The following is an 18649-nucleotide window of genomic DNA, read 5'->3' on the forward strand; positions in this document are numbered from 1 at the left end:
CATGGACGCGGCCTCTTTGCTTGTGGCTGAACAGGAGCTGGACCGCGCCGCTGCTAACTGTTCACTATTCACTGTTAACTGAATAAAACCGCTTGCTACCTCTCCCTCTCTGGCCCTACATTCGCGGTTATCGGCGCCACCTCCGGTGCCTCCCTTTTTCAGGGCTTTTCATGAGTCAGGTCATTATTCTGGTCGACGACCCCGCAGACTGGGCCGCCTACTATCCCGCCCGCCATCTGCTCTCTGCCCGGGAGTATTTGCAGGCACAGCAATCGGTCTGTACCGACAAGAAAGTGCAGGTGATCAACCTGTGCCGCAGCTATAAATACCTGAGCCCGGGCTATTACTGCTCCCTGCTGGCGGAAGCCCGTGGGCAGCGGGTGCTGCCATCCGTGCGCACGGTGAATGACCTGAGCCGCAAGGCACTCTACGGCCTGCATTTCGGCCAGTTCGAGGCGGCGCTGGACAAGGCCATGAAGCGCAAGGGCAGTGGCAGTGATCACTTCTCGCTGATGCTGTACTTCGGCCATACCACCCAGGAAGGCCTGGCCGATCTGGGTCGGCAGATTTTCGATCAGTTGCCTTGCCCGTTGTTGAAGGTGGATTTTCGTCGCCGTGAGCAGTGGACCATCGAAGCGTTGAAACCGCTGGCCCTGAAGCAGCTGAAAGGCGCGGAAGAAGATGCCTTTGCCCAGTCTCTGGAGCAGTTCAATGCTCGTGTCTGGCGCAACCCGCGCCGTCGCCGCAGCGATCGCTACGAGCTGGCCATGCTGGTCAATGAGGAAGAGGTGCTGCCGCCCAGTGACAAGGCGGCGCTGAAACGGTTTATCCGTGCCGGTCGCCAGCTGGGTATTCGCGTGGACCAGATTGGTCGTGATGCCTATACCCGCCTGGGAGAATACGACGGCCTGTTTATCCGCGAGACCACGGCGCTGGATCACCATACCTATCAATTCGCCCGCAAGGCGGAGCAGGAGGGCATGGTGGTGATGGATGACCCGGGCTCGATCCTGCGCTGCACCAACAAGATCTACCTGGCGGAGTTGATGCAGGCCAATGGGGTGCCGGTGCCACCCACCGCCTTTGTGTTCAGCGATGACGACGAGCAGATCGACCGGCTGATCGAAGAACTGAAACTGCCCATGGTGCTGAAGATTCCCGACGGCAGTTTTTCCCGTGGTATCAGCAAGGTGAAGACCCGCGAAGAGCTGGCCGCCAGCCTGCGTGATTATCTGAAGCAGTCGTCGGTGGTACTGGCCCAGGCCTTCATGTACACGGATTACGACTGGCGCATCGGCGTGCTCAACAACCGGCCGCTGTTTGCCTGCCAGTACTTCATGAGCAAGGGGCATTGGCAGATCTATCACCACCAGAGCGGCGGCAAGACCGAATCCGGCAACAGCCGCACCCTGCCGGTACAGGAAGTGCCGCCCAAGGTGCTGAAGGCTGCGCTCAAGGCCGCCAAGCTGATGGGTAATGGCCTCTATGGCGTGGACCTGAAACAGTCCGGTGATCAGGTGGTGGTGATCGAGGTGAACGACAACCCGAACATCGATGCCGGGGTGGAAGACGCCTGGCTGGGTGAGGACCTCTACCGTCAGGTGATGCTGGAGTTCCTGCGCCGCATGGAAGCCAAGCGCATCGGCCTGCCGGTGTGACCCAGCCCTTTCCGTAGGAGCGTCGCTGGCGGCACGATTCGGGTATTGGCGAGGAGTAATGTAGGAGCACCTCTTGAGGTGCGAACCTCGCGTAGCGAGGCAACAGAAATCCAGGTTGTCCGAGATTCTTTCTGGAACCTGTCGAGACCTGATATTCCTGATCGCCCTCCGGGCGATTTCCGCGCAAGCGCGGTTCGCACCTCAAGAGGTGCTCCTACAGGGGCCGCTATTGAACGGCTTGGCTCATTTCTCGCAACACCCTGGCGTTGCCTTTCGCCACCTCGTCAGGTCTGATCGAAGAAAAGCACAAGGGACTCTGCATGCAACTTCTCGGTTTATTGCGTCGCGAGCTGCGCAGCGAATGTCGCCAGTGGGTGGATGACGGCGATATCAGTGAAGACCAGGGCAACCGGATCCTGGCTCGCTACGGCACCCGTCTGGACGACGATTCGGACAGCTCACTGGCCTACAAGGTGCTGGTGACCGTGGCCTTGTTATTTGTCGGCATGGCTATCCTGTTACTGGTGTCGGCCAACTGGGAGGCGATTCCCCGGGCGGTGCGAATGCTGGGACTGATTGCCACCACCGTGGCGTTGAACGGGGTGGGGATCTATCAATACCTGCAGCGCCGTGAAGGCATTGGCTGGCTGTTTCTCGGCAGCATCAGCTACGGTGCTTCCATCATGCTGATCGCGCAGATCTATCACCTGGGCGAACACTTTCCCGACGGTCTGTTTTATTGGGCGCTGGGCGTGGCGCCCATGGCCTGGCTGGTACGCAGCCGGGTGATCGCCTTGCTGATGCTGGCGGTGGCCATGCTCTGGCTGTTCGCCGAAGGGCAGTTTGCGCCGCCCTGGGCCATGGCACTGTTTATGGCGGTGGGGCTGACCGTGGCGGTGCAGGCCCGGTCCGCCGGGCTGATGCTGGTGCTGGCGGCGGTGGGGGTGAGCTGGCTGAATCTGTTGCTGGGCTGGGCCTATGGCTACCCCCGTGGCCCGGATTTCGAGGCCGGTCATCTGACCCTGAATCTGGGCCTGCTGGCCTTGCTCTATGCGCTGGTGTGCTGGCTGGGCAGTCGTAGCGCATTGCACTGGCAACGTGCCGGCAGTCTGATCGGACTATGGACCCTGCGGGGCTATCTGCTGCTGTTGCTACCGTTCACTTTCAGCGCATTTTCCGAAGGCTACCTGCATGAACAGGCCGGTTTGACGGACCCGGGGTTGTGGCTGGGGCTGCTGGCCGCCTTGCTGGCGTCATCACTGTTGGTGTTCCGGCGGCTGGGGCAGACTGGTGGGCGGTTGCTGGTAATGCTGTTGCCGTTTGCCATGCTGGGCATTCATGGCCTGTTGAGCCGCGATGACGCCGCTTTGTTTGCGGTGGCGGTCAACCTGCTGGCGTTGCTGTCGGCCATTGTGCTGATTCAGGAGGGTTTGCGGCGAGGCCTCAGCCAGTTCTTCTACAGCGGCATTGCCCTGGTACTGGTGCTGGCGGTGATGCGCTATCTGGACCTGTTCGGTGATTACCTGGGCGCGGCGGCCATGTTCCTGGTGGCGGCGGCGGTGCTTTACGGCGCGGCGCGCTATTGGCGTCGCCAGCAACGCCTTGCGGGGCAGGCATCCGGGGAGGGGCAGGCATGAAGCAGCGCACTCTAGGTCTGGCCTTGCTGGCCGCACTTACCCTGCAGGTGGCGATTCTCGCCGGGGTATTCGTCAATGGTTTCTACCCGCTATGGCTGGGCAAGGAAATTCGCCTGGAAACCCGCCCGGTGGACCCGCGGGATCTGTTCCGCGGCAACTATGCCCGCCTGGGCTATGACTTCAGCACCCTGCCCACGGCGGGCTTTCGCCCCGGCGATGAGATCTACCTGCCGCTGGAACAGGACGGCGAGCTTTGGCGCGGCCAGACTCCCGCTCACCAGCCCCCGGAGCAGGGCATCTACCTGCGCGGCAGAGTCACCGGCTCGCCCTGGGGCGGCACCAGCCGGGTGACGTTCGGTATCGAAGCCTTGTTCGCCCCAAAGGAACAGGCACTGCAACTGGAGCGGGAATTACGCGATGGCGCTGTGGCGGTGGTGAAGGTGGCACCGAATGGGCGGGCGGCGTTGGTAGAGGTGGAGACGGAGGCAGTTAACAGTGAATAGTGAACAGTTAACAGCGCGCGTGGCTGGGTGGGTGTGACCTGGAATGTGAGAGGCCGCGTCCATGGTATGGGCGCGGCCTCATTGATTGTTAATGGCGACAGGCTTGAGCGCGTCGCTATTAACTGTTCACTGTTAACTATTCACTGCCTCATTCACCCCATCACTTTCTGAATAAACCCGGACTCCTTCTCAATGCTCTTGGCAAAGGGTTCCAGGGCGTGCATGCGCTCGGTGTGGGCGGCCAGGTTGGGGTATTTGCTCGGGTCGATGCTTTCGCCGCCATGTTTGAAGTTGACCAGCTGGCTGGCCAGGCTGATGTCGGCCACGCTCATGCTGTCGCCGACCAGGAATTCCCGGCCTTCCAGTTCCTTGTCCAGGTAGGCGAACAGGGGCGGAATGGTGTTTGTCAGGGCGTGCTGTACCTTCTCTTCATCGCATTCCTTGCCGATCAGGCGCATGACCACTCGGTTGCGGAACACCGCGAAGGTACAGCGCATGGCCAGGTCATAATCCACGTAACGCTGGAACCAGATGGCCCGGCCCAGTTCGAGGGGATCGGTGGGGTAGAGGGCCGGTTCCGGGTAGACCTTTTCCAGGTAGGCGCAGATGGCGGCGGAATCCGCCAGGTACTGGCCGTCCACTTCCAGGGCCGGAATGCGCTTCATGGGGCTGATTTTCTCGTAGCCTTCCGGCGGGTTGTTGGGGTCGATATGTACGGCCTCATAGTCCACACCTTTCAGTGCCAGGACCACACGGGTCTTGCGAACGAAGGGCGACAGGGCGGCTCCGTACAGTTTGATGGTCATGCGTCTCTCCCGGTAAATGGTTGTTTTTTCAACAGCATGGCGAAAGTTTCGCCGCTATAGCGCGCTAATATCAGAGCAGCACAGGTTTTTCGGGTCAATGACGGACCAAGCCAAAATTTTTCCTTGACGCTGGCCGATCAGATACCTATTCTACGCGCCGCTTTGACGTACCACGTCAAGCCCGGGTCCCCTTCGTCTAGTGGCCCAGGACACCGCCCTTTCACGGCGGTAACAGGGGTTCGACTCCCCTAGGGGACGCCACTAATTCGCTGGTAGTTAGCTGGCAAAAAGTTAAGCGGGAATAGCTCAGTTGGTAGAGCACGACCTTGCCAAGGTCGGGGTCGCGAGTTCGAATCTCGTTTCCCGCTCCAAATCAGAAGGGACCCTTTCGGGTCCCTTCGTCGTTTCCGGCCTGTTTATTTGCTTTCACCCTGACCGTTCGTACACTAGAGGTTGACTGAAAGCGAAGAGACTATGGCCCGCCTACACCCCCGATTGCTGGAAGCCCTTAACCTGTTGCCGAAGGACAAGCCTGTCCATCTGCTGACGCGTCATTCCGTGCGTGAGCTGGCCAAGAACGGCTTTGCCGATTATCGGCTGCCGCTGACCCCGGAAGGGATCGAGATGGCCCGTGAGTGGGGTACGCAACTGGCGCGGCCGGTGGAGGCGTTTTATTCCAGCCCGGTGGGGCGTTGCGTGAATACCGCCATCGCCATGGCGGAAGGGGCCCGCAAGGCCGGACTGATAGCGGATATCCCCGAGGTGACCACAGATACCACCCTGGTGGAGCCCGGGTGCTATGTGGAAGACCTGAATCAGGTGGGGCCTACCTTCCTGAAAATGGGTGCCTTCCGGTTTCTCAATCGGCACCTTCAAGAGCCGTTTGAGGGAATGCTGTCACCGGCGGAAGGCCGCTCCAAGCTGGCGGCTTACCTCAAGGCCCGTGAACCAGCCAGTGGCCATCTCAATGTTCACGTCACCCATGACACTATCCTGGCGGTGCTGGTGGCCGAGCTGCATGGCCGTCGACGTATCAGCGAAGAAGACTGGCCCTGGATGATGGAAGGGCTGTGGGTGTGGTTCAGCGGCGGGCAGATGCACTGGGTCTGGCGCGGTGAACATGGCCACCGGGTTCTGGATCACTGATCCCTCTCTTCATCATCCATTCGACTATTTTGGCGAGGTGATCCTTGTCTGCTCTGACGATTCGTAATCTGACCAAGACCTATGCCAATGGCGTGCATGCGCTCAAGGGCATTGATCTGCAAGTGGAGAAGGGCGATTTCTTTGCCCTGCTGGGCCCCAACGGGGCAGGCAAGTCCACCACCATTGGTGTGATCAGTTCCCTGGTGAACAAGACCGCGGGGGAGGTGAGCATCTTTGGCCATTCCCTGGATACCCAGCGTGCCCTGGCCAAGATGAAAATTGGTGTGGTGCCCCAGGAATTCAACTTCAACCAGTTTGAAAAGGTGTTCGACATTGTCGTCACTCAGGCGGGTTTCTATGGCATCCCTGTGCCCCTGGCACGGGAGCGGGCGGAAAAATACCTGCGCCAGCTGGGCCTGTGGGAAAAGCGCGACAAGCAGTCGCGGACTCTGTCCGGTGGCATGAAGCGTCGGCTGATGATTGCCCGGGCGCTGGTGCATGAGCCTGAGCTGTTGATTCTCGATGAGCCCACCGCCGGGGTGGATATCGAACTGCGCCGTTCCATGTGGGATTTTCTCACCCGTATCAACGGCGAGGGCAAGACGATCATTCTCACCACGCACTATCTGGAAGAAGCGGAATCCCTGTGTCGCCACATTGCCATCATTGATCACGGCATCATTGTGGAAAATACCGACATGAAATCCCTGCTGGAAAAATTGCAGGTGGAAACCTTCATTCTGGATCTGGCGCGGCCGGTCACCGAGGTGCCGGTACTGGAAGGGTTCGAGGTGTGGTTGAAAGATTCCCGTACGCTGGAAGTGGCCGTGCCGAAATCACAAAGCCTGAATACATTGTTTGTGGCGCTGGCGGAACAGCACTTTGAAGTGATGAGTATGCGTAACAAGGCCAACCGGCTGGAGGAGTTGTTTGTGCGATTGGTAGAGCAGAATCTGCCCGGGGAGCAGGCATCATGAGTGCACGCGAACAGTGGGTGGCCTTTCTCACCATCGTTACCAAGGAAATTCGTCGTTTTACCCGCATCTGGCCGCAGACACTGCTGCCACCGGCGATCACCATGACCCTGTACTTCGTGATCTTCGGTAATCTTATCGGTAGTCGTATCGGTGAGATGGGTGGCTTTAACTACATGCAGTACATTGTGCCCGGCCTGATCATGATGAGCGTGATACAGAACAGCTACGGCAATGTGGTCAGCTCGTTCTTTTCCACCAAGTTCCAGCACTCCATTGAAGAGATGCTGGTGTCGCCCATGCCGGCGCATGTGATTCTCAACGGCTTTATTGTTGGCGGTATGGTGCGCGGCATGCTGGTGGGGTTGATCGTCAGTCTGCTCAGTCTGTTTTTCACCCAGCTGTCCATGCAGCATCTGCTGATCACCATCACCGTGGTGATACTGACTGCGGCCCTGTTTGCCCTGGGAGGATTTATCAATGCCATCTTTGCCAACAAGTTTGATGACATTTCCATTGTACCTACCTTCATTCTGACGCCGCTGACCTACCTGGGCGGGGTGTTCTATTCCATCGACCTGTTGCCGGAATTCTGGCGAATGGTGAGCCTGGCCAATCCCATCGTTTATATGGTTAACGCCTTCCGATACGGCGTGCTGGGTGTCAGTGATGTGAATGTCTATGCCTCGCTGGGAGCGATCCTGGCATTTGTGGTGGCGTTCTATCTGTTGGCGCTGTGGTTATTGCAGCGTGGTACGGGTATTCGCCATTGAGCATTCGGATTATGATTAAGGTTCAAGCCAAGGACGGAAGTACCAAGAGGTTGCCATGAGCTACTTGAAGGAAACACCGCTGGGACGATCCAGCGATTACGTGGATGAATATACGCCCTCGCTGCTGTGTCCTGTGCCGCGCTGGGATGCCCGGGAATCCCTGGAGCTGGAAGAGCTGGGTGATGAAGATACCAGCCTGCCATTCCACGGCACCGATATCTGGAATGCCTACGAGCTGTCCTGGCTCAATGAAAAGGGCAAGCCGATAGTGGCCCTGTGTGAGCTGCGCATTCCCTGCTCCACCCCCAACATCGTGGAATCCAAATCGCTGAAGCTGTATCTGAATTCCTTTGCCAACACCCGTTTTGAAAGCCGGGATCAGGTGCGCGCGGCGATTGAAAAGGATGTGGCGCAAACGGTGGGTGGCAACATGGAAGTGTTGCTGTATTCCCTGGAAGAATCCGCCGGCTTTCCGGTTTGGGAAGATCGCGGCCAGTGCGTGGACAACATCGATATCGGTTTCGAGCACTATGAATACCGGCCCGACCTGCTGCTGTGTGATCAGGGTGCCGAACAGACCGGCCAGCTCTATTCCCACCTGTTGCGTAGCCACTGCCCGGTGACCAACCAGCCGGACTGGGCCACGGTAGTGGTGCGCTACACCGGCCGCGCCATCAGCCCGGCCAGTTTTTTGCGTTACGTGGTGTCCCTGCGTAATCATCAGGGCTTCCATGAACAGATCATCGAGCAGATTTTCGTGGATCTGATGCGCCAGTGTTCACCCCGCCACCTGACCGTGTACGGGCGCTTCACCCGTCGTGGTGGCATCGATATCAACCCGTTCCGCTCGAACAGTGAGCAGCCGTTACCGAACCGACGCACCATCCGTCAGTAACAACATCACCAAGCCAACATCGTTATCAAGGAGCGAACAATGTCCGATCTGGAACAGACCCAGGGTGAACCCAAACAGGAAGAACGCAGCCTGGGCCTTGCCTGCCACTTGCTGGCACTGGCGGGCCTGGTGGTGCCATTCGGCAATATATTGGGGCCACTGATCATGTGGCTGGTAAAGAAAGATCAAAGCAGCTTTGTGGATGATCAGGGCAAGGAAGCATTGAACTTCAACATCACCATCTCCATTGCCGGCTTTATCGCCTTCCTGTTGATGTTCGTGGTCATTGGCGGTCTTCTGCTACCGATCATCGGCATCTTCTGGTTGGTGATGACCATCATCGCTGCGGTGAAAGCCAATGGCGGTGAGCGCTATCGTTATCCGCTGACCATTCGGTTGATTAAATAGCAGTTGAAAGTTAAAAGTTGAAAGTTCAAACGAGGTCCTGTGTTTCAGGCTGCACGAACTTCTGGAGGCCGCGTCCATGGTATGGGCGCGGCCTCTTTGATTTTCAATGTAGAAGCGTTTCGGGGCGTTTCAACTTTGAACTTTTAACTTTCAACTGATTTACCCCGGCCCCAACGGCCAGCCAAACCCGATCCACACCCCCAGCAATACCGACCACCCCAACAACAACGTCAGGCTATAGGGCAGCATCAGGGCGATCAGGGTGCCGATGCCGGTGTCTGGCTGGTAGCGGCGGGCGAAGCCCAGTACCAGTACGAAATAGGGCATCAGCGGGGTGATGATGTTGGTGCTGGAATCGCCCACCCGGTAGGCCGCCTGGGTGGCTTCCGGAGAGATGCCCAGCAGCATCAGCATGGGAACGAAGATGGGTGCCAGGATGGACCATTTGGCCGAGGCACTGCCGATCAACAGATTGATCAGGGTGGTGAGCAGCAGGAACAGCAGTAACAGCACCACGTCGGGCAGTGTCAGGCTGCCCAGCCAGGCGGCGCCCTCGATGGCCAGCAGCAAGCCCAGCTGGCTGTAGTTGAACCAGGCCACGAACTGGGCGGCGAAGAACATCAGCACCAGGTAACCGGCCATGGAGGCCATGGTGGTTTCCATGGCGGTGATGATATCACCGGCATTGCGGAACTGGCCGCTGACCCGCCCGTACACCGCGCCACAGATTCCGGCGATCAGCGCCACGATCACCACCAGTCCATGAATAAACGGCGAGCCCAACACGCCGCCGGTGTCCTGGTGACGCAGGGGCGCACCGTCCGGAACCACCAGCAAGGCGATAGCCGCCAGCATGAACAGCAGTGTGACCAGCGTCCATGTCATGGCGCGGGCATGGCTGGTCGGTACCTCGGGGGAGGTGGACTGGTAAGCCGGCCGGTTGGCCAATCTGGGCTCGGTGATGCGTTGAGTCACCAGAGTCACCAGCGCGGTGACCAAAAAGGTAGAGACAATAATGAACCAGTAATTCCCGGTGGCATCCACGGTGCGGCTCGGGTCCACAATACGGGCCGCTTCCGTGGACAGGCCGGCCAGGGTGGCATCCACCGGGCCCACCAGCAGGTTGGCGCTGAAGCCGCCGGATACCGCCGCAAAGGCGGTGGCAATGCCGGCGATGGGGGAACGGCCGGCGAGCTGAAACACCAGTCCGGCCAACGGGATCAGCACCACATAGCCGGCATCCACGGTAAGGCTGGAGAGGACGCCGGCAAAGGCTACCGTGATCACCAGGGTGCGCCCGGAGGCCCGGCGTACCAGACTGGCCAGACTCACCGACAACAGCCCTGACTGCTCCGCCACACCCAGGCCCAGCATGGCCACCAGCACAATGCCCAGTGGCGCAAACCCGGTGAAGTTGCCCACCAGCGAGGTGAACAGATAGCGGATGCCGTCCCCGTCCACCAGCGAGCGCACCGTCACCGTCTCGTCGCTGAGTGGATGCAGGGTAGAAAGCTCCAGCGCTCCCAGTACTGCGGTCAGGGGAAGCAGCAACAGGCACAGCCAGACAAACAGCATGGTGGGGTGGGGCAGTTTGTTGCCCAGAATTTCCAGTCGGCCCAGCCAGCCGGTGGTGTTGGTCATGGTGTGCCCCCTAGTTGCAATCGGATTACTTTAGCGAGGAGCAGGTAGCAGGAACAAGGGTGATCGAGAGGAGTGTTTCGTAGGAGCTATGCTTGCATGGCGAACCTTCCACCCCCCCCCTTCGCCATGCAAGCATGGCTCCTACGGAAGGCATATTCGTCGTTAGCGATTTTGCGGGGAAATATCGCCATAGCGATGTGAGGGTTAACTCCCTCATGGCGCCCACAAAAAAGCCCCGCATTGCGGGGCTTTTTTAAATTTGGCGGTGGGGGAGGGACTTTCCATATTTAGGGGTTAAGTCATTGTTTTCTTTTATTTTCAATGTCTTAAAAATGATTTTGCTACAAATCTTTGCTACAAAAAAGGTCTCGCCACTGCTACAATTTCTGAGAATATGGCTAATTTTTGAGCAGTTATGGCAAGTAATCTGATTTTGAGAGGCGGTAACTGGTACGTCCGCCTTTCCGTCCCTGCTGACGTTCGCCCGGTGTTAAACCGGAGGGAATACACTGCAAGCCTCAAGACTGGATCGAAGCAAGAGGCGCAACGTCTTAAATTGCCGTTTTTGCAGGCTTGGAGGAACGAAATAGCAGAGGCTAGGGGTTTGACCCCTGAGAGGGAAGAAAAGCAACGAGAGAGGGCATATTTGGCCTCTCAGGCTATTCAAGCCTATTTAAACGACTCAGTAAGGCTCTCGGCCCTTGGAAAGACGAAGGAAGCGAATGAGGCGAGTTTTGAGCTGGTTAAGGAGCTGGATGCCTTCGATTTGGACTATGAAGCTGTATTGCCTCTGGTGCAAAAATATCAAGGCGGTGATATTGCTGATTGGGTAGGTTTTCAGAAAGAGCTAACAGAGTTGCTGCAAGGGCAGGTGGTGACAGCCATCAACCCTGTGAATCAACAGGAGGTTGGCCAGATTCTGAAAGACCCCAGCCATTACCGCTCTAAATCACCAATCACGATTACCCGGTTGAATGACTTTGAAGATTACCAGCGCCGCCGTGGTGTCGTGGCTAAAACCATAGATACGCAATTAAGTAGACTCAAAAAGCTAAAGGCTTGGCTTGAGGAAAACCAGCGAGAGCTAAACCACGAGAGTATTGAAGCGTATTTAGATACGCTCGATTGCGCCACCAAGACAAAGAAAAATCAGCTATTTGCTGGAAATAGTTTCTGGAAATGGGCAATCAAGAAAGACAAGACTTTTAAACAGCAGTACCAAAACCAAGCTAATCCATTTGAAAAACACGATTTTGAAGAAATCAGGGGTGTTCGCAAGAAAGAGCGAAAAGCCTTTACTGTTGCTGATATTCAGAAACTTTATGAGTCAGCCAAGGGGAGGAATAAGCGCCAAAACCTTGCGGATCTTATCATGCTTGGAGCTTACACGGGGGCAAGGATTGAAGAGCTTTGCCAGTTGAAAGTTACTGATGTTGTGTCAGAAGATGGAGTGGATTGTTTTTATATCAGTAATGGAAAAAATGAGAATGCAGAGAGAATTGTTCCTGTTCATAAGGAGTTAAAACCACTGGTGAAGCGTCTAGCGAAAGACGCCAATGGAGAATTTCTTATTTCTGCGTCCTGTAGAAACAAGTATGGAAAGCGATCTGATTCGCTCAGCAAACAATTTGGCAGGCTGAAAAGAGATCTTGGATATGGCCCGGATCATGTTTTCCATAGCCTGAGAAAATCCTTTATCACCTTCCTGCAAAACAACGACATACCCGGCTTAACTATCGCCTCTATAGTTGGCCATGAAACCGGCACGATTACGTTTGACGTTTATTCGGCTGGGCCAAATGCCAAGCAAAAACTCAAAGCAATATCGACCCTGAAAATCCTTTGATTTGTCTTTGGACTTTGGGGGTCTCGGGGGCGTAGCTCCTGAGCAAGTAGGGAGCGCAAGCGATGGTTTACGAAGTAAAGCCCCTATCTTGAAATCGAAGTGGAGCGAGCGCCCCCCTAAAGCGGAACCATCGAGCGAGGTTGCAAGTACGATTTTTTATGATAATTTTTAAATAAAAATTATTATGAAAAATTGGACGGTGAAGGTGAAAGCGGTGAAGAAGAAAGACGAAGGTCTGATTCGATACACACGCTATCTCCTGAGCGCAAACGAGCCCTCCCATGCAGCGACAAACATCCACCCGCTGAAAGACCCAAGACAAGCCACGCGCAATATGCTTGCCGAGCATTCGATAAGGCAGGCAGAGAGGCGCAGGGCTGGGCTAAGTGGTGGAGGGGTGAGAAATTACGCGCAAAGCTACGTTTTCGCACTGCCGAAAGATATTCCACAGCCCACAAAGAAACAATGGGCAGGAATAGCAGCTAGGGCAGTAAAAGCGATAGCGGAAGAAAACGAGATTGACCCGCAAAAGCTCTGGGACGTTACCGGGGTTGTCTTCCATGAAGAACCGACGAAAAGCAAAAACAACCATATTCACGTCATTGTCGGCAACATTGTTGATGGGAAGTATCACAAGGGGTTGACGCAAAAAAAATCCATATACGCCTCAAAACAAGCGTTTAATGATTACATGCTTGAAATCTTGGATGTTGACAATAAAAATTACCAAGCATTAAGCGAAGGACGTGATGACCCGCTATGGCTTGCCAGAAAGAAACAGGCAGAAAAAGAAGAAAAAACAATTATTGAAGCAAGAAAGAAGGCAAGGAAAGAAATCAAGATTGCTCAACTATGGAAGGACAAATATAACAAAGCCGGATTTAATGGGTTAAAGTTTGAGATGATGCTTAAAAAGCGAGAGATAGAAGAAAAAGAAGAAAAATTATCTGAGGATAGTGAATGGTTGTTATCAAAAATTGATAATTATGTGGATCAATGCAAAAGGCTATTGAAATACGTGGAAGAAGAAAACGACAAAAGAGTTAACTCAACTATCAAAAGAATTGAAAAAACTGAATTAGAGCTTGAAAAAGCAGGTTTGGAAGTGCCAAACGAAGAAGAAAGGCAAAGCCGCCGAAGAAAGCTTAGGCCATAATTCTTTGATAATCGGAATTTGAGAAAAAATAATTTGACAAAATAAAAAAATATGAAAACATTTTTTATAGGAATAAAAAAGAGCCGCTCTTGGCGACTCTTGGTATGGTGAGAAGAAGGTCTGTGGAAGGACTGACACCATACAAAAAATATTAACATTCATTTTTTGTATTTCAAGCCTTTCCACAAACAAACTTTTTAAAAAATAATTTTTTCACTATATCCGTCAATTTTTTGGATTCAAGATGTATTGGGAGATTGTCTATAAGTTTTATTCTTAGCGGTACAAGGGTTGTCTGCGTACCCGCGTATACTGGGGGCTGTCCCTGCCGAGGTGGAGATCTTGGCTTACACATTAGAGCGAGTCAATCAGGTGGTGCTGCTGACTAACGCTAATAACTGGACAAGGACGCAAGTAACAGTGCAGAGACTATCTTCACCAGATAGTTAAAGACTTGCTAAGCGACGCAAAGCCGGGGTTGGCACCCTGAGAGAGCAAACACTCAAAAGTGCTCCGGGCACACCCAAATTAAGAAAAATAGGGTGGATGTCATTAGGGGGACTTTGCTCTGCAAAGTAGTAAAACGCGCCCACGAGGGAACCGAGGGGAAGCATTATCTGGGGTTATGGTCTTTAACCTAACCAACGTCTTTCAGGGTTTAGAAAGAGAGAACAGAGAGGGTATATATAGAATTTTGCTGGGGCTGCTCGGTTAATAGTAGGAAGGATAGCGAGGGTCGGTGTCGTATTCTTGTCTGATTTTCATGTCTTGTATTTCTCTTTCATAATTACGCTGGAGTTTCTCTGCTTCTCTTCTTTGTTGCTGTAGGTCTTGCTCCATTTCTTTTTGGTGACGATTGTATTTTTCTTGGTCAGATCTCATCTGGTTCAGTTTGACTCGGTTATTCCAGTATTCGCTGCTGTCGTGGTAAGAGTCATTTGTTGGTGAGGAAGGGGTGTAGAATAGTTTCTTGGTGGCCCAGTCACTGGGCTGAAAACCTAGAGCACCGCAGGCTGAGCGGTCGAGGCCTGTTGTCCCAGCGCAAGGATCTTGTTTACTTGCGCACCCAGAAAGGAGAATTAGCGACGATGAGAAAATTACAATAGTCGTTTTCACGGTCTGTCTCGGGTTGAAATTACGCTATAGTCACTGTCCCATAATTCAAATCATTTGCCAAATGTCTATGTTAGGGATATTAGACTATGGATATTGAGAAAAGTTTGGATGAAGAACTACTAGAAAGTATCAATGATGAGAGGGGGAAATATTCTTCTGATTTCCTCTCGGAGATACGTCTTGAGCTATTGTTTAGGGGATACAAAGAAGTTAATGGGGTTTGGAAAAAGCTTGATAGGGATGCTGCTGTTGCGGAGCTTGGGGTTGTTGTGAAAGGGCTTATAGATCGTCTAGATGCGATTGAGAAAAGAGGAGGGGCTGCGACACGAGTTGTTGATCCCAAGTTTTTGAATCGTGCCTTTGCGATCTGGGGGCATTTTGTTGTGGCAAACTTGATTCTGGGCTTGTTCTTTGGGCTTGTGGCCCTGATTTTTGAATAAATGCTACAAAAGTTTGCTACAAAACGCCCAATAAAAAACCCCGCAAATCATTGAATTGGCGGGGTTTTTGTTTTTTGGCGGTGGGGGAGGGATTCGAACCCTATTTAGCAGGGCCTCATTGTGTCGCTATTCGCCCCAAAGCCCCGCAATCACTGGGCTACCATTCACTCCAAAGCCGCTATAACCCGCTATTTCAGGCTGTGTTTTCGACTCTTTTCCGACACATGCTGTTATGGGTCTAAGGCTTATGCTATGAATATGGTTGCTGCAGTACGTTGTGTGAGGCGCGTTTGCAGTAAGTCCTACCCAAGGTTGGGTAATAAAACCACAAGGAGACACCATGTCTGGCTACTACACCCTTTTCAAGAGCCCGAAAAACAACGAGTGGTACTTCAATCTCAAAGCCGGAAACCATGAGATCATTCTTCAATCGGAAGGGTATGCGGAAAAGTCCGGTGCCCTAAACGGCATTGAGTCAGTCCAAACTAATGGTCCCAAAGATGAGCGCTATGTGAGAAAAGAATCAGCCGCGGGTCACTGGTTCGTTCTTACCGCCCCTAACAATAAGATCATTGGAAGAAGTGAGATGTACCCTAATTCTACTGTCAGTGAGAAAGGCATAGATTCAGTGAAAGCCAACTCTCCTACAAAAGTCATCAAAGAAACATAACCTCCCTTGAATGTGGTTCAAAATAGCTGTCTATGTGATACATTTCACATCGCTGCATATGCGCACCCGTGCCTATATGTAGCACCTGACTGCGTCCAAACCTTGCGAGGCCATCCCCTGGCCTCGCTTTTTTGGCCGCCCGTCCGGTTCAAATAACATCATATTGATGGCCCCCTCACGCTTCCGGTTATACTGTCCATATAGACAGTGCTAATATCGGAGTTACCCCCATGAAAGCGGAATATCTCGGCAAAGCGGGAGAGTACCCCCTGCTTGAGCTGCCCCTGTTCGTCTCCACCATCAGCGCCGGGTTTCCCTCGCCGGCACAGGACCACATAGAACAGCGCCTGGACCTCAATACCCTGTGTATCGAGCATCCCAATGCCACCTTCTTCGCCAGGGCCACCGGGGATTCCATGATTGATTCCGGCATCTACCCGGGGGATATCCTCGTTGTCGATCGCGCTATTGAAGCCGGTCACGGTGATATCGTCATTGCTGCCCTGGAGGGTGACTTCACCGTCAAAGAGCTCTGTCTGCACCCCCAGCCCTGCCTCAAGCCCCACAACAAGGATTACCAGGCTATCCCACTGAGCGACGAAACCCAGCTGGACGTCTTCGGCGTCGTCACCTACGCCATCCACAAGACCTACCGGAAATAGCCCCATGTTCGCCCTCGTGGACTGCAACAACTTCTACGCCTCCTGCGAGACCCTGTTTCGCCCGGATCTGCGTGGCCGGCCCGTGGTGGTCCTCTCCAACAATGACGGCTGTGTCGTTGCCCGCTCTGCCGAAGCCAAGCGCCTGGGCATCAAAATGGGAGTGCCCGCCTTCGAGATCAAAAGGGAGATCCGCCGCTATGGCATCGTGGTGTTCTCATCGAACTACGCGCTTTACGCCGATATGTCCGCCCGCGTCATGGATACCCTGGAACAGCTCGCCCCAGAGGTAGAGGTCTACTCCATCGATGAAGCCTTTCTAGGGCTAGATGGCATTCCCGAACACCAGCTAGCCCCCTTAGGCTTTCAGATACGCCACACCATTAGCCGCCACCAGGGCCTAATGGTCTGTGTCGGCATCGCCCCAACCAAAACCCTTGCCAAGCTGGCCAACCATGGCGCCAAGCACTGGCCAGCCACCGGTGGCGTCGTTGCCCTCACGGAACGCAAACGCCAACGCAAGCTAATGAGCCTGCTACCGGTAAACGAAGTCTGGGGAGTAGGAGGGCGCCTTACCAAACGCCTGAACGCCCTGGGCATCCATACGGCGCTGGATCTGGCCGACACCAGCCAAAAAGCCATACACCGGGAATTCAACGTAGTACTGGCCCGGACCGTGAGAGAACTCAACGGTGAGCCCTGTATCCCCCTGGAACTGGCCCCACCCCCGAAGAAGCAAATTGTCTGTTCCCGGTCCTTCGGTGAGCGCGTCACCGACAAAACCACCATGCAACACGCCATCACCACCCACGCATGGCGAGCCGCCGAAAAGCTACGCGCCCAGCACATGGGCACCAAGCAACTGAGCATCTTTATCCGCACCAGCCCCTTCACACCAGGCGAACCCAAATACTCCAACATAGCCACCGGCAGATTCACCGCCCCCACGGCAGACGCTCGCGATCTGGTCGCCATAGCACGCAAACTGCTGGATGAAATCTGGCGCGATAACTACCGCTACGCCAAAGCTGGCGTAATGCTTGGTGATATCTGTGACCCTACCTTTCACCAGCCAAGCCTGTTTGATCCCCCTGTGAGTCCACAAAGAGAAAAAGTTATGGCAACCTGTGACAGGATCAATCAACTCGGGATCGGGAAGGTCTGGCTTGCAGCTCAAGGTATGGCATCACATAAGCCAGAATGGGGAATGAGAAGAAGCAATCTTTCGCCTGCATACACTACCCGCTGGAAATCTTTACTTTGTGCTTATTAAGTAATTATTAGATCTACATCAACACGGTAACGATAAATCAGCAGCCCCAATTAATTATTTTACTAGCAGCACCTCTGGAGAAGAGATGAATAGCTTGGAAAGTGAAGCCTTTGAGAGGCTCCGAGAGATTAAAAAAACAGATATAGAAATCGACGATAGCGACATTTCAATTTCAATAAACTCAATAAAAAATGAAATATGCAACACTTTAATTAGGTACCGTCGAATAACCGAAAGCGTTAGCCTTGTAACTTCTAGAAATCTCAAAGAAAGATATCGAACCTCATTTACCGATCTAGTAGAAGAGCTGGCTACTGTGCTATCAGGGCTTACTGTGACCTACCTTCTTGATGAGGAGAATCTAAAGACTTTCTTTAAAGAAAAAATAGATCACCTTGGTGCCATATTAAAGAGGTCTAAATATTTGACTGAGAAAGCCAGGGCGCAACGAAATATCATCACTGCCGGTGATGAAAATATTGTATTGGACGATGCCGCTCAAGCAAAAAGTTATCTTAACGACATAAGAAGCAAGTACATCGAAGTGCAAAAACTTCTTGATCATTCAAGAAAGGAGATTATTGATCGGCAGCTAGCGGACAGCGCATTGAGTTTTAGCGAGCTCTACTGCACCCATAAAAGGCATGAGGAGAACTGGTTTTGGGCTTTTTTTGCATCATGTTTTGTGATGCTTCTTATTGTCACGACAATCTACACAAGCAACGTGAGCAATTATAGTGGCAATGAGTTGTTAATGGTTGTCTTCAAAAAAATTCTTCTTATCTCTGCTGGTGCAACCTTCATGAAAGTGACTTATTCAAGGTTTCAGAGCGAAAGAAATCTGGGCATCCTTTATAATCATAGGCAAAAGGTCCTTCAGCAGTATAAAGGTTTTGAAGCAGCTATTGGAGATGACTCTAATGCAAAAAATGAATTCAGATTAGAAATTGCAAAATATATATTTTCTGACCCTGGACAGAACAAAAGCTCAGATGTTGACATGAACTCATATTCTTCAACCTTTTCAAAACTGATCAAATAAACAAGG

The 18649-nt window shown here is 53.5% G+C and carries 18 protein-coding genes and 2 tRNA genes; 17 read left to right on the top strand and 3 right to left on the bottom strand.

Annotation, left to right across the window (positions count from 1 at the left end; all coding sequences use genetic code 11):
• The first annotated feature begins 170 nt into the window (after positions 1-170).
• The 3 genes from ACMG4N_RS08800 to ACMG4N_RS08810 all read left to right on the top strand — a co-directional run bounded on the left by ACMG4N_RS08800 (position 171) and on the right by ACMG4N_RS08810 (position 3798).
• A complete protein-coding gene (locus ACMG4N_RS08800; protein WP_297766666.1) occupies positions 171-1658 on the top strand; it encodes a RimK family protein in 1488 nt (495 codons plus the stop codon).
• Between the two features lie 320 nt (positions 1659-1978).
• On the top strand, positions 1979-3295 hold the full coding sequence (locus tag ACMG4N_RS08805) for a DUF2157 domain-containing protein (RefSeq protein ID WP_297766668.1): 1317 nt from the start codon (positions 1979-1981) through the stop codon (positions 3293-3295).
• Positions 3292-3798 carry a GDYXXLXY domain-containing protein gene (locus tag ACMG4N_RS08810; protein ID WP_297766670.1) on the top strand — a complete coding sequence of 169 codons (507 nt, stop codon included), beginning with the start codon at positions 3292-3294 and terminating at the stop codon, positions 3796-3798. Before ACMG4N_RS08805 ends, ACMG4N_RS08810 begins: the two co-directional genes overlap by 4 nt.
• A gap of 152 nt (positions 3799-3950) precedes the next feature.
• Here ACMG4N_RS08810 and ACMG4N_RS08815 read toward each other — a convergent pair whose 3' ends face one another.
• The gene (locus tag ACMG4N_RS08815) at positions 3951-4604 is read right to left on the bottom strand and encodes a glutathione S-transferase family protein (protein ID WP_297766672.1); all 654 of its coding nucleotides are present in this window, start codon (positions 4602-4604) and stop codon (positions 3951-3953) included.
• Between the two features lie 185 nt (positions 4605-4789).
• On the opposite strand from ACMG4N_RS08815, the gene ACMG4N_RS08820 reads away from it, so the two are divergent.
• From ACMG4N_RS08820 to ACMG4N_RS08850, 7 genes are all read left to right on the top strand, one after another.
• A tRNA-Glu gene (locus ACMG4N_RS08820) sits at positions 4790-4865 on the top strand.
• Positions 4866-4899: 34 nt separating this feature from the next.
• A tRNA-Gly gene (locus ACMG4N_RS08825) sits at positions 4900-4975 on the top strand.
• 103 nt (positions 4976-5078) lie between these two features.
• On the top strand, positions 5079-5750 hold the full coding sequence (locus ACMG4N_RS08830; protein WP_297766674.1) for a histidine phosphatase family protein: 672 nt from the start codon (positions 5079-5081) through the stop codon (positions 5748-5750).
• 44 nt (positions 5751-5794) lie between these two features.
• Positions 5795-6727, top strand: coding sequence for an ABC transporter ATP-binding protein (locus tag ACMG4N_RS08835; RefSeq protein WP_414431287.1), 933 nt, complete (start codon positions 5795-5797; stop codon positions 6725-6727).
• Positions 6724-7497 (top strand): ABC transporter permease, encoded by a 774-nt coding sequence (locus ACMG4N_RS08840; protein ID WP_297766677.1) that lies wholly within the window; start codon positions 6724-6726, stop codon positions 7495-7497. The genes ACMG4N_RS08835 and ACMG4N_RS08840 overlap by 4 nt, the downstream gene beginning before the upstream one ends.
• A 55-nt stretch (positions 7498-7552) precedes the next feature.
• Positions 7553-8392, top strand: coding sequence for an NADPH-dependent 7-cyano-7-deazaguanine reductase QueF (gene queF, locus ACMG4N_RS08845; RefSeq protein ID WP_297766679.1), 840 nt, complete (start codon positions 7553-7555; stop codon positions 8390-8392).
• Between the two features lie 39 nt (positions 8393-8431).
• Positions 8432-8800, top strand: coding sequence for a DUF4870 domain-containing protein (locus ACMG4N_RS08850; protein WP_297766681.1), 369 nt, complete (start codon positions 8432-8434; stop codon positions 8798-8800).
• Between the two features lie 159 nt (positions 8801-8959).
• Here ACMG4N_RS08850 and ACMG4N_RS08855 read toward each other — a convergent pair whose 3' ends face one another.
• A complete protein-coding gene (locus ACMG4N_RS08855; RefSeq protein WP_297766683.1) occupies positions 8960-10441 on the bottom strand; it encodes an AbgT family transporter in 1482 nt (493 codons plus the stop codon).
• A 415-nt stretch (positions 10442-10856) separates the two neighbouring features.
• On the opposite strand from ACMG4N_RS08855, the gene ACMG4N_RS08860 reads away from it, so the two are divergent.
• Together ACMG4N_RS08860 and ACMG4N_RS08865 are read left to right on the top strand one after the other, a co-directional pair.
• Positions 10857-12287 carry a tyrosine-type recombinase/integrase gene (locus ACMG4N_RS08860; RefSeq protein WP_414431288.1) on the top strand — a complete coding sequence of 477 codons (1431 nt, stop codon included), beginning with the start codon at positions 10857-10859 and terminating at the stop codon, positions 12285-12287.
• A 214-nt stretch (positions 12288-12501) separates the two neighbouring features.
• Entirely contained in the window at positions 12502-13443 is a 942-nt protein-coding gene (locus ACMG4N_RS08865) for a hypothetical protein (protein WP_414431289.1), read from the top strand.
• A gap of 711 nt (positions 13444-14154) precedes the next feature.
• Here ACMG4N_RS08865 and ACMG4N_RS08870 read toward each other — a convergent pair.
• Positions 14155-14559, bottom strand: coding sequence for a hypothetical protein (locus ACMG4N_RS08870; protein WP_414431290.1), 405 nt, complete (start codon positions 14557-14559; stop codon positions 14155-14157).
• 86 nt (positions 14560-14645) lie between these two features.
• Between ACMG4N_RS08870 and ACMG4N_RS08875 the strand changes: the two genes are divergently transcribed.
• The 5 genes from ACMG4N_RS08875 (at position 14646) to ACMG4N_RS08895 (ending at position 18643) form a co-directional block, all read left to right on the top strand.
• The gene (locus ACMG4N_RS08875; protein WP_414431291.1) at positions 14646-14999 is read left to right on the top strand and encodes a hypothetical protein; all 354 of its coding nucleotides are present in this window, start codon (positions 14646-14648) and stop codon (positions 14997-14999) included.
• Between the two features lie 340 nt (positions 15000-15339).
• A complete protein-coding gene (locus ACMG4N_RS08880) occupies positions 15340-15669 on the top strand; it encodes a YegP family protein (RefSeq protein WP_414431292.1) in 330 nt (109 codons plus the stop codon).
• A gap of 230 nt (positions 15670-15899) precedes the next feature.
• Positions 15900-16331 carry a translesion error-prone DNA polymerase V autoproteolytic subunit gene (gene umuD, locus ACMG4N_RS08885; RefSeq protein WP_414431293.1) on the top strand — a complete coding sequence of 144 codons (432 nt, stop codon included), beginning with the start codon at positions 15900-15902 and terminating at the stop codon, positions 16329-16331.
• Between the two features lie 4 nt (positions 16332-16335).
• Complete coding sequence (gene umuC / locus ACMG4N_RS08890; RefSeq protein ID WP_414431294.1) at positions 16336-17601, top strand: translesion error-prone DNA polymerase V subunit UmuC; 1266 nt, start codon at positions 16336-16338, stop codon at positions 17599-17601.
• An 85-nt stretch (positions 17602-17686) separates the two neighbouring features.
• A complete protein-coding gene (locus tag ACMG4N_RS08895; RefSeq protein ID WP_414431296.1) occupies positions 17687-18643 on the top strand; it encodes a hypothetical protein in 957 nt (318 codons plus the stop codon).
• Positions 18644-18649: the final 6 nt, after the last annotated feature.

The sequence above is a fragment of the Alcanivorax sp. IL2 genome (assembly GCF_047495475.1).
Lineage (GTDB): Bacteria > Pseudomonadota > Gammaproteobacteria > Pseudomonadales > Alcanivoracaceae > Alcanivorax.